Here is an 11,497-nt window from a genome sequence, read left to right as displayed (position 1 = left end):
CTCACGCTGAACCGTTCGCTGCGCGTGACTCGACGGAGCGCGGGCCGAGGTCAGGTGCGCGTCAGCGCGCCCATCTCGATCACGACGAGGCGCAGCGTGGCGGCGAGCTCGTCGCTGTCCGCGACGGTGGTGCGCTGTGCCAGCTCGATGAGGGCCGCCATCACGAGGGTGACGGCGGTCCTGGCGGTCTGCCGGTCGGTGCGTTCGGCAGCGACCTCGATGACGGCGGTGCGGACGGTGGCCATCCAGTCGAGCATCGTCGGCATGACCTCGGGGTGCCGCTCGACGAGGTCACGGGCGCGGTGCCGGTCCTGGGGGAGTGCCACGGTGTGCCCGACGAGGTCGCAGAGGTCGGGCACCAGGGGGCCGTCCGAGGCGAGGAACCGCGCTCGGACGGCCGGCGGCACGGAGTTCGGCGGGAAGCCGAGCGCCGCGTCGGCCTTGGACGGGAAGTAGTTGAAGAAGGTCCGCGGGGAGACGTCCGCCTCGGCGCAGATCTGCTCGACGGTGACGCCACCGAGGCCCTGCTCACCGACGAGCCGGAGTGCGGCGTCGTGGATGGCCTGGCGGGTCTGCTGCTTCTTCCGCTCGCGGAGGGAGGCGCAGGGCTCCGTGCCGGTGGGCAGTGCGGTGGGGGTCACGTTCTCGTCCCTGGTGGAAGGGTCCTGCGCCGGGAAAGGGGCACGGCGCAGGACCCGGTCGGTCACCGACGGGTGGTCGGGGTGGAGCCGGTCATCGGACCGGTGAAGGACCCGGCCTCGGCCGCGGCGAGACCGGCGTCGGCCTCGAGTTGGGCCTCGGCGGAGATGTCGGCACGTTCCTGCAGGGCCGAGCGCTGGCGCAGCGGCGGGACCTTGAAGAACCAGGTCAGGACGAACGCCAGCAGGATGACCCCGAGGCCGACCCAGTAGATCGCCACGGACGAGGCGTTGAACCCGGCCATGAAGGGCCGAGTCAGCGCCTTGTCGGCACCGGTCAGGAACGAGGTGTCGTTCGTGCTCGACGCACCCGAGTCGCCCTTCGCGGAGCCGTTGAGCTCCTTGACGATCGACGGCACGGCCTGCTCGACGTAGTACGCGCGCTGGTCGGGGTCCGACCAGTCGACGGCCAGGGCACCGTTCTCCACGGTGGCGTGCGCCTGGTCGGCGGCCTGCTCGAGCGCAGCGGCCTCGGCTGCGGGTCGTGCGGCGGCGACCTGCTGGTCGATGACCTCCGCGGCGGCGGCTGCGGGGACGGCACCGGCGGTGACCTGCTGCTGCACGGCGGTGGTCACCTGCTGGGTGACGGCCTGGTCGGCTGCCTGCTTCGCCGCGGCGGTGCCGTCGGCGAGGCCGGACTCGACCTGCTGGCGCAGCGGAGTGACGATCGGGTTCCAGATCTCGTCCATCACGCCGGCGTTCCGCGGGGCGGAGGCGACGGCCGGGTTGAGTGCGGCGTCGAGACCACCCGTCAGGTTGCCCTTGTCCGCGGTGGCGCTGAGGATGTTCGCCGGCATCACCGAGAACAGGATCGAGAGCAGCACGGCGGTGCCGAGCGTGCCACCGATCTGGCGGAAGAAGGTCGCCGAGCTGGTCGCGACGCCCATGTCCTTCGCCTCGACGGAGCCCTGCGAGGCCAGGGTCAGCGACTGCATCACGGAACCGAGGCCGAGCCCGATGAGGAACATGCCGATCATCAGGAACCAGAGCGGCTTGTCGATGGACATGAAGGTCAGGACGACGTAGCCCATCGACACGAGGGCCGTGCCGATGACCGGGAAGATGCGGTAGCGACCCACCCGGGCGACGATCTGCCCGGACGTGATGGACGCGATCATCAGGCCACCCACCAGGGGCAGCGTGGCGAAGCCGGACTCGGTGGGGCTGAGCCCGACGACGATCTGCAGGTACAGCGGGATGGTGAGCATCGCGCCGAACATCGCGAACCCGACCAGGAACCCGATGACCGTGGCCATCGAGAACGTGCCGGAGCGGAAGAGCTTCAGCGGGATGATCGCCGCGTCGCCCATCTTCGACTCGATGACGAGCAGGGCGACAAGACCGACGACGCCGATCACGTAGCAGGCGATGGCGGCAGCGGAACCCCAGCCCCAGATGCGGCCCTGCTCGGCGACGAGCAGCAGCGGCACGAGCGTGACGATGACCGCGGTGGCACCCCACCAGTCGACGCGCGGCTTGGCGCTCGCGTCGTGCACCTTCGGCAGGTGCAGGAAGACGATGACCATGAGGAGCGCGGCGATGCCGATCGGCACGTTGATCAGGAGCACCCAGCGCCAGCCGGTGATGAACAGGATCTCGCTCGTGCCGGCGAGCAGTCCGCCGATGAGCGGGCCGATGACGCTCGAGATGCCGAACACGGCGAGGAAGTAGCCCTGGTACTTGGCGCGCTCACGCGGGGCGAGGATGTCGCCCATGATCGCGAGCGGCAGCGACATCAGCGCACCGGCACCGATGCCCTGCACGGCGCGGAAGCCGGCGAGCATGAGCATCGACGTGGACATCGAGGACAGCACGGCGCCGAGGATGAAGACCACGATGCCGAAGATGTAGAGCGGACGGCGGCCGAAGATGTCGGAGAGCTTGCCGTAGATCGGCGTCGCGATGGTCGACGTGATCAGGTACGCCGTCGTGACCCAGGCCTGCTGATCGAGTCCGTGCAGGTCGTCGCCGATGGTGCGGATGGCGGTGCCGAACACGGTCTGGCCGAGCGAGGACAGGAACATGCCGGCCATCAGGCCGTAGATGACGAGCAGGATCTGGCGGTGCGTCATGAGCGGCTGACCGGAGCCGGGGGTGCCGGCTGCGGAGGCGTCGCGACGTCCGCGTTGCACCTGGACGGGTGCGGTGGCGGTTGACATGGGTTCCTTCGGTTCGATCGTTGGGGCGGCTGCTCGGGAGACCGGACGCACCGTCGCGCGGACCCGTTGGGTGGGCGCCGGCACCGTTCTCGACCTTGCAGCGAGTGCAAACTTACACTAGATGCTTCCAGCAAGCAACTAAATGTGCGCCGTAGGCTGGGCACGTGACCGATGACCAGGCAGCCGCCACACGAGGCGACTCCGAGCGCGCGCTCCGTCAGCAGCTCGACCGGCTGTGGGTGCGGCAGGCGCTGCGCTCGGTGCTCATCGAGGACCGGGGTGGGCTCGACGCGACGGCGCGGGTGATCCTGCGCGCGGTCGAACGCCTCGGGCCGGTGCGCTCGACCGTCGTCGCCGAGCTGACCGGGCTGTCGCGACCCGTGGTGAGTCGTCGCGTGAGCTCACTCATCGCGGCCGGTCATCTGCGCAGCACGACCGACCCTGAGGACGGTCGCGCGAGCCTGCTCGAGGTCGCTCCCGCCGGGCAGCGCCTGCTCGACGTGCTCGATGCGCACGGGGACGAGGTCTTCGACGAGGTCATCGAGGTGTTCCCGGACGACGACCTGCGGGCGCTGTCGGTGCTGCTCGGGCGCTTGAACGACCGCGCTGACAAGGTCCTCGGCGCCGCGGTCCGCTCGCGCTGACGCCGTCCCTCCCTGTCTGCGCGGGACACCCCTGTCTGCGTCAGACACCTCCGACCTGCCGAGACGCCGCCGTTTTCCGCGGCGTCTCGACGACTTGGCGGCGTCTCATCGAGACGCCGGTGTCTCGCGGACGCCGAAGCTCGGCGCCGAACTCGCATGCGGGCACCAGCGCGAGACACCCCTGTCGGCGCGAGACGCCGGCGTCTCGAGGTGTTCTCGCGGCGTGAGACACCCCTGTCTGCGCGAGACGCCTCCGACCTGCCGAGACGCCGCGGTTTTCCGCGGCGTCTCGACGACTTCGCGGTGTCTCGTCGAGACGCCGGTGTCTCGCGCACGCCGACCCCGAGACGCCGGTGTCTCGCGGACGCCCAAGCCCGAACCAGCCAGGCCCGAACCAGCCAGGCCCGCGCCCACGCGCCCCCCTACGGCAGGATCGCGTCGATGTACCCGCCGTCCACCCGCACCGCAGCCCCTGTCGTGGCCGAGGCCAGCGGCGACGCCAGGTACACCACCATGTTCGCGATCTCCGACGGCTCGATCAACCGCTGCAGCAGCGACTGCGGCCGGTGCTTCTTCATGAACTCCCGCTGCGCCTCGTCCCACGGCAGGTCGTCCCCGACGAGCTCCCGCACGAAGGTCTCGACGCCACCCGTGTGCGTCGGCCCCGCGAGGACGTTGTTCACCGTGACCCCGGTGCCGGCCGCCGCCTTCGCGAACCCGCGGGACACCCCGAGCAGCGCCGTCTTCGTCATGCCGTAGTGGATCATCTCCGCCGGGGTGACGACGGCCGAGTCGCTGCCGATGAACAGCACGCGACCCCAGCCGGCCGAGGTCATCCCGGGCAGGTACTGCCGCGTCAGCCGCACGCCGACCATGACGTTCACCTCGAAGTACCGTCGCCACTCGTCGTCCTCGATGCTCAGCGCGTCGGCGCTGCCGAACACCCCGAGGTTGTTGACGAGCACGTCGACCTGGGGCAGCGCCGCGAACAGCGTCGCCGCACCCTCGTCCGTCGCCAGGTCAGCCGCAACCCCGCGCACCGACGCGTCCGGCACGGCCTCGCGGACGGCGTCGACGCCCCGCGCGGTGCTCTCCTCCGACCGGCCGTTCACCACGACGGAGGCACCAGCCGCCGCGAGTCCGGTGGCGATCGCCAGGCCGATGCCCTGGGCGGATCCGGTCACGAGGGCGGTCTGACCGCCGAGGTCGATCTGCACGGGAGCTCCTTGATTCGTGGGTGGACCTCCATCGTCCCGCGTCGTCCGCCCTGCCGCACCCGTGACGGACGGGAGGCTCCCCACCAGCTGGTGGGGAGCCTCCCGTCCGTCCTGTGCTGACCGAGCAAGCGGTGCCGGATCAGCCGGCGGCCACCGCGCTCGTCAGCGCGCTCCGGACGGACCCCCACGCCGCGAGGCGCTCGCGCACCGCGTCGTGCCGCTCCGCCGCCAGCGCGTCGGCGTGCGCCTGCTCGAGCACCTCGTCGATGACGACGCGGGTGCCGGTCCGGGTGGAGCGGATCGCGGCCTCGACCATCGCGAGGCTCATGATGTTCGTGTGCACCTCGCCGTCCGGGGTGACCCCGGTGCGGAGTGCGCGGACGAAGGACGTCAGCGCACCGCCGATCTCGGTGCCGACGCCGGGTGCGGCCTCGGGGGAGCCGGGCGTGCCGTCGCGGTCGCTCGACGGGTCGTGGTCGCCGTCCCACAGCGCGGTGCCATCCGCGCCAGAGGCCCGCCAGTCGCCGTTCCAGGACGTCTCGGCTCCGGGTGCGCACCAGGAGCCGTCGTAGACGTAGCGGACGTCGCCCTCGAACGTGAAGACCGCCACGGCCGCCGCGTCGCCGCGGTACCAGGACCACGAGGGGTTGTACGACTCGCAGTAGACCGACACCGGGTCGCGTTCGAGCACGTAGCGGGCCGAGTCGAACGGGTGGATGGCCATGTCGAGGAGCAGGACGTCGTCCATCTCCTCGCGGAAGCCGCCGAAGTGCGGGGCCTTCGCGAACCGGGTGCTCAGCGTGCCGAGGTCGCCGAGGTCGCGGACGTGCTGCCGGAAGGCGACGAGCTGGTCGTTGTAGCGCCGCGACTGCGACACCATGAACAGCTCGCCGGTGGCCTCGGCCGCCGCGGCCAGGGAGAGCGCCTCGGCGACGGTCTGCGCCGCGGGCTTCTCGCCGAGCACGGGGAGGCCGGCGTGCAGGGCCTCGAGCGTGATCGGGTGGTGGGCGACGGGCACCGTGATGTCGAGCACGGCCTCCGCTCCGGTCTCGGCGGCCAGGGCGGTCAGGCTCGTGCCGACCGGGATCCCGGGGTCGCCGGCCAGTTCGGCACCGGCGCGGGCGACGTCGAGGTCCAGGTCGACGATGCCGACGAGTTCGACGTCCGGGTCAGCGGCGACGGTGCTGAGCCAGGCGCGGCCCATCCCGCCGGCGCCGACCTGCACGACGCGGAGCGCGGTCACGCCCGGACCTCTTCCTCGACGGGGGCGTCGTCGAACGGGCCGCGGTAGTGCTGGCCGTCGAAGTACTCGCCGAGGTCGTAGCGGCGGAGCGTCGGGATCTCCCGCTCACGCTCGGGCCGTGCCCACTCGGTGGCGTTCGCGATCACGCGGCGGACGTCGGGGTGGTGGTACACGGGGAAGTCCTGGTCACCGGGGGAGAAGTAGAAGATCTTCCCCAGACCGCGGCGGTACGTCATGCCGCTCCGGAACACCTCGCCGCCGGTGAAGCCCGAGATGAACACGAGCTCGTCGGGGGTCGGCACGTCGAAGTACTCGCCGTACATCTCCTGCTCGGGGATGACGATCGGGTTCGGGACGCCGCGCGTGATGGGGTGCTGCGGGTTCACGGTCCAGACGAGTTCCTGGTCGTGCTCGCTGCGCCACCGGAGCGTGCAGGTGGTGCCCATCAGCTTGCCGAAGATCTTCGACCAGTGGCCCGAGTGCAGGACGATCAGGCCCATGCCGGACAGCACGTGCTTGTGCACGCGGTCGACCACGGCGTCGTCGACGTCCTGGTGCGCGGCGTGGCCCCACCAGGTGAGGACGTCGGTCTGGGCGAGGACCTCGTCGGTCAGGCCGTGCTCGGGCTCCTGCATGGTCGCGGTGCGGACGACGGCGTCGGGCAGGTTCTCGCGGATGCCGTCGGCGATCGCGCCGTGCATGCCCTCGGGGTACCGCTCGGCGACGTGCTGTTCGACCTGCTCGTGGACGTTCTCGCCCCAGACGGTGATGCGGAGCGGGGTGGTGGTCGTGTCGCTCATGTCGTTGGTTCTTCTTCCCTGATCGGGGTGGTGTCGTTCGGATGTGTGGGTCACTTGACGGCTCCGCCGAGGGCGCCGGCGGAGATGTACCGCTGCGCGAAGATCAGCAGCACGGCGGCCGGCAGGGACGCCAGCACGCTCGTCGCCATCACGGGCCCCCAGTCGGTGACGTTGGACCCGATGTAGTTGTAGATGCCGAGCGTGATCGGGCGGACGGCGGTCGTCGAGGTCAGCGTGAGGGCGATGAGGAAGTCGCCCCAGGCCCCGAGGAACGTGAACAGCGCCGCGGTGACGATGGCGTTCCGGCTGATCGGGACGACGATCGACACGAACGCCCGGAAGTCGCTCGCCCCGTCGACCAGCGCGGCCTCGACCAGGCTCGGCGGGATCGACTCCATGAAGGCGCGCATCAGCAGGATGGCGAACGGCACCTGCACGGCGCTGTCGGCGAGGATCAGGCCGATGTAGCTGTTCAGGAGCCCCACGTTGTTGAACAGCGTGTACAGGGCGTTGGCGATGACGATCGCCGGGATCATCTGCGTGATGAGCAGCACGAGCAGGAACACCCGTGTGCCGCGCATCCGGAACCGGGCGAGGCCGTACGCCGCCGGGGTGGCGACGACCAGCGTCAGGACGACGGTCCCGAGGCTGATCACCATGCTCGACACGAAGTTCTGGCCCTGCTGCTCGAGTGCCGCGCGGTACCCGGCGAGCGTCGGCGCCAGGGGGAACCACGTCGCCGTGGCCGCACCCGAGGTCGCCTGGAAGCTGGTGTTCACCATCCAGTAGACGGGGAACACCATGATCGCGAGGAACACGATGCCGAGGATCGTCAGCGGGATCCCCCGCTTGCCACGCGGACGCGGGGCCTTGGCGCTCCGCCTGGTGGTGATCGCGCGGGTCGCGGTGACGGTCTGGTTCACGAGTCCGACGCTCATTCGTCGACCGCCTTCCGGGAGATCGCGATGTAGACCATCGCGAAGACGAACGAGACGACGATCAACACGTTGCTGACCGCGGCTCCGATGCCGAACTGGAAGTTGATGAAGGACTGGTGGTAGGCGTTGGTCGCCAGCGTCTGGGTCGAGTTCGCTGGCCCGCCCCCGGTGAGGCCGAGGATGATGTCCACGACCTTCAACGTGTAGACCACCCCGAGGACGATCACGACGCTCACCACCGAACGGATGCTCGGCCAGGTGATGTACCGGAACGCCTTGATGCCCGTGGCGCCGTCGAGCGACGCGGCCTCGTAGAGCTCCGGCGGGACGGACTGCAGCCCGCTGTAGAGGATGGTCGTGTTGAACGGGATGCCGAGCCACACGTTCACGCCGATCACGGCGAGGAGCGCCAGGCTCGGGCTGACGAGCCACGGCACCGGGGCGATCCCGACCATGCCGAGGAGCTGGTTCAGCGCACCGCTGTCCTGGTCGAGGAGCCACTTCCACACCGCGCTCGAGGCGATGAGGGGGAGCAGCCACGGCAGCAGCAGCAGGCCACGGAGGAAGCCCGACAGCGGGAAGTGGCGACGGAAGAACAGCGCCAGGCTCAGCCCGATGACGAACTGCAGGATGATCGAGCCGGCCGTGAAGAGGGCGGTGTTCACGACACTCGTCGCGAACACCGAGCTCTGGAAGACCGCGATGTAGTTGCTCAGGCCGACCCAGGGGGCCTCGCCCGTGAAGAAGGTCTTCGTCGTGTAGTCCTGGAAGGACATCACGATGTTCTTGGCCACGGGGTAGCCGAAGAACACCGCGACGAACACGGCTGCCGGGACCACGAAGAGCCACCGGGTCATGCCGGCCCGCATGCGCGCTCGGCGCTGGCCGGGTCGTTGGGGGACCACGGGCACCTGGGTCCGTGGTCGGGTCTGTGTTGAGGCGCTCACGCCGGTTCCTCTCGTTCACCATCGGGGGAGTCGACCGGACGACCGGCTCCCGCGTTCACCACCGGGCGGGGAGCCGGCCGGACGACCGGCTCCCCGCGGCGGGGGTCGACCGGACGGCCGACCCCCGTCCGCGCTACTGGCTCTGCGACTGCGCCTGCTTGAGCGCTGCCTCGGGGTCGGCCTTGCCGGTGAGGGCGAGCTGGACGGCGGTGTAGATCTTCGTCGCGGCCTTGGGCCAGTCGGGTCCGAGCTCACCCGTGCGGGCACGAGCGGTCTTCACCGTGGTGACGAAGGAGGCGACCTGGGGGTGGTCCGTGGCCCAGGCGGTGCCGGCCTCGATGTTGGTCGGGACGTTGCCGGTCGCGCCGGCGATGACCTTCTGCATCTTCACGGAGTTGAGGCAGCCGACGAACTTGCCGGCGAGCGTCATGGTGTCCTTGTTGCCCGTCTGCGGGACGGTGAAGGCCTCGCCACCGAGCGGTGCGACGGTCGCTTCCCCGGTGCGGGTCGGGATCGGGACGCTGTCGAACTGGAGGTTCTTCGCGGCGTTCAGCGTGGGGAGCTGCCACGGGCCGTTGATCATCATGGCGGCCTTGCCGGCGATGAACTGGCTGTTCACGTCGGCCTGCGCCCAGTTGATCGAGCTCTTCGACATCGAGCCGTCGTTCTGCAGGCCCTCGACGAACTGCAGGGCCTGCGCGGCCTCCGGGGTGGCGATGTCCTTCTCGTCCCCGCCGTTGGACCAGAACATCGGCAGGAACTGCCAGGTGCCCTCGTAGGTGTTGATGTTGCTCATCGCGAAGCCGTAGGTCGACCCCTTCGTGAGCTTCTTCGCGGCCGCCTGCAGCTCGTCCCACGTCTTGGGCGGCTGGACGCCGGCATCGGCGAGGAGCTTCTTGTTGTAGTACAGCGCGATCGAGTTCGTCGCCGGCTGCAGCCCGTAGAGCTTGCCCTTGTAGGTGTTCGCCGCCTTGACGCCGGGCACGTCGCCGCTGGCGTCGAGGCCGTAGTCGCCGAGGTCGGACAGGGCACCGGAGGCGGCGATCTGCTGGACGTCGGGGTTGTCGAGCATGAGCACGTCGGGCAGCGACCGGGACGATGCCTGCTGCAGCACCTTCGCGATCAGGCCGGCGCCGGCGACGTGGTTGATGGTGAGCTTCGCGTCCACCGTCTTGGCGCACTGCTTGTAGATCGGGTTGTAGTTGGCGGCGTAGTAGTCCTCGATCGTGAGGGTCTTGCCACCGGAGGACGCGGCACCGCTGCCGGAGCATCCGGTGAGGACGAGGGGGATCGCGGCGACCACCGCGACGGCGCCGACGAGGGCACGGATCCTGCGTGACGTGGAGGGGAGGCTGGGCTTCATTGCATAGCTCTTCTCGTTGACGGGTGCTTGGGGTCAGGCACGCGTCGCCGACGCTCGGGACGTCGTCGTCGCGGGTCTTCTTGAGGCGAGAAGCTAACAGATAAGCGCTTTGCCTGTAAAGCGCTTCACCGGAAATCGTCCCGCTAAGCTGGGAACGTCTCAGTTCGACGTCGGTACGACCTCGGCCTGGACCAGACCACGACCCGAGAGCAGGATCCGCCTTGGCCACGATGCAGCAGGTCGCCGACCGCGCCGGCGTCTCCATCGCCACCGTCTCCTTCGTGGTCAACGGCACGAAGTACGTCACGCCCGCCACCACCGCGCGGGTCAAGGCGGCGATGCGCGACCTGAAGTTCCGGAACAACGTCGTCGCCCGGGCGCTCGCGTCGCGCCGCACCCGGATCATCGCGCTGCTGTTCCCGACGACCGGCAACCGGTTCAGCCCCACCACGTCGGAGTTCTTCATGGCCGCGGCCGAGCGGGCGTCCGAGCGCGGTTACCACCTGGTGCTCTGGCCCGTCGACCCCGCCGGTGACGACCTCGACGACCTCGTCTCGGGCGGGCTCGTCGACGGCGTGGTGCTCATGGAGGTCCGCATGGACGACCCCCGGGTCGTCAAGCTCTCCGAGCTCGACGTGCCGTTCACGCTGATCGGCCGGACCCGCGACAGCAGCGGGCTGCCGTACGTCGACATCGACTTCGAGACGACGATCGAGGACAGCCTCGACCACCTCGAGGCGCTCGGACACCGGCACTTCGGGCTCGTGCTCGAGGACCTCACCGGCACCCCGATGGAGGGCTACGCGCCGCACCTCCGCGTCGAGGCCACCTTCGAGCGCTCGGTCGCCGACCGCGGCCTCACCGGGACCGTCGTGTACTCGGAGAGCGGAAGCGAGGGAGGACGCGAGGCCGCCCGCGAACTCCTCGAGGCCGCACCCGACGTCACCGCGGTGCTCATCATGAAGGACGACTCCTCCGCCGGGCTGCTGGTCGGGCTGTACGCCGCCGGACGACGCATCCCCGAGGACGTCTCCGTGCTGAGCATCGCGTCGTCCGGTGCCGCGGGGGACCAGCACTACCCGCGGCTCTCCACGATGGTCGCGCCCGGCCGGGAGCTCGGCACCCGGGCCGCCGACGCGCTCATCGAGCAGCTCGACGGCACCTCGGCGGAGCTCCCGCACTTCCTGCTGCCGTGCGTCCTCCGTCCCGCGGAGTCCACCGCCGCGGCGCCGCGCTCCGCCTGACGCGCGCACGATCCCACCCGCGACGCGTGGTCCCACTCGACACGCGTTCCGACCGCCAACGCGCGTTCGTTCCCATCACACCCGCGATGGGAAGTGGGATCGCGCGTAGGTGGCCCGCACGTCTGACCTCCGACGCGCGATCCGACTTGCAACGCGGGGTTGCGCGGGCGCGGGTCGCGCTGGCGATTCGACCTCCTCCGCGGGGATCGACCCACCACGCACGAGAGCGGCGCGACGTCTTCGG

Annotated in this window: 10 protein-coding genes; 2 read left to right on the top strand and 8 right to left on the bottom strand. The window is 70.1% G+C overall.

Annotation, left to right across the window (positions count from 1 at the left end; all coding sequences use genetic code 11):
* Window positions 1-50: 50 nt before the first annotated feature.
* Window positions 51-641 (bottom strand): TetR/AcrR family transcriptional regulator, encoded by a 591-nt coding sequence (locus OXR63_RS05460; RefSeq protein ID WP_267420628.1) that lies wholly within the window; start codon window positions 639-641, stop codon window positions 51-53.
* A gap of 62 nt (window positions 642-703) precedes the next feature.
* Entirely contained in the window at window positions 704-2,857 is a 2,154-nt protein-coding gene (locus OXR63_RS05455; protein ID WP_267420626.1) for an MDR family MFS transporter, read from the bottom strand.
* A gap of 164 nt (window positions 2,858-3,021) precedes the next feature.
* Between OXR63_RS05455 and OXR63_RS05450 the strand changes: the two genes are divergently transcribed.
* Window positions 3,022-3,501, top strand: a complete 480-nt coding sequence (locus OXR63_RS05450; protein WP_267420625.1) for a MarR family winged helix-turn-helix transcriptional regulator — start codon at window positions 3,022-3,024, stop codon at window positions 3,499-3,501.
* 422 nt (window positions 3,502-3,923) lie between these two features.
* Here OXR63_RS05450 and OXR63_RS05445 read toward each other — a convergent pair whose 3' ends face one another.
* From OXR63_RS05445 to OXR63_RS05420, 6 genes are all read right to left on the bottom strand, one after another.
* Window positions 3,924-4,718 carry an SDR family NAD(P)-dependent oxidoreductase gene (locus OXR63_RS05445; protein WP_267420623.1) on the bottom strand — a complete coding sequence of 265 codons (795 nt, stop codon included), beginning with the start codon at window positions 4,716-4,718 and terminating at the stop codon, window positions 3,924-3,926.
* 139 nt (window positions 4,719-4,857) lie between these two features.
* Complete coding sequence (locus OXR63_RS05440) at window positions 4,858-5,961, bottom strand: Gfo/Idh/MocA family protein (RefSeq protein WP_267420622.1); 1,104 nt, start codon at window positions 5,959-5,961, stop codon at window positions 4,858-4,860.
* Complete coding sequence (locus OXR63_RS05435; protein WP_267420621.1) at window positions 5,958-6,761, bottom strand: ThuA domain-containing protein; 804 nt, start codon at window positions 6,759-6,761, stop codon at window positions 5,958-5,960. Before OXR63_RS05435 ends, OXR63_RS05440 begins: the two co-directional genes overlap by 4 nt.
* Window positions 6,762-6,811: 50 nt before the next feature.
* Window positions 6,812-7,699, bottom strand: a complete 888-nt coding sequence (locus OXR63_RS05430; RefSeq protein WP_267420619.1) for a carbohydrate ABC transporter permease — start codon at window positions 7,697-7,699, stop codon at window positions 6,812-6,814.
* Window positions 7,696-8,568, bottom strand: a complete 873-nt coding sequence (locus tag OXR63_RS05425) for a carbohydrate ABC transporter permease (protein WP_374116071.1) — start codon at window positions 8,566-8,568, stop codon at window positions 7,696-7,698. The genes OXR63_RS05430 and OXR63_RS05425 overlap by 4 nt, the downstream gene beginning before the upstream one ends.
* A gap of 211 nt (window positions 8,569-8,779) precedes the next feature.
* On the bottom strand, window positions 8,780-10,009 hold the full coding sequence (locus OXR63_RS05420; RefSeq protein WP_267420617.1) for a sugar ABC transporter substrate-binding protein: 1,230 nt from the start codon (window positions 10,007-10,009) through the stop codon (window positions 8,780-8,782).
* A gap of 230 nt (window positions 10,010-10,239) precedes the next feature.
* Between OXR63_RS05420 and OXR63_RS05415 the strand changes: the two genes are divergently transcribed.
* Window positions 10,240-11,253 (top strand): LacI family DNA-binding transcriptional regulator, encoded by a 1,014-nt coding sequence (locus OXR63_RS05415; protein ID WP_267420664.1) that lies wholly within the window; start codon window positions 10,240-10,242, stop codon window positions 11,251-11,253.
* Window positions 11,254-11,497 lie beyond the last annotated feature (244 nt).

Source organism: Curtobacterium sp. GC_Cur_3 (assembly GCF_026544205.1).
Classification (GTDB): Bacteria; Actinomycetota; Actinomycetes; order Actinomycetales; family Microbacteriaceae; genus Curtobacterium.
The sequence above is the reverse complement of the archived record's forward strand: the minus strand, read 5'-3'. Positions and strand labels throughout refer to the sequence as shown.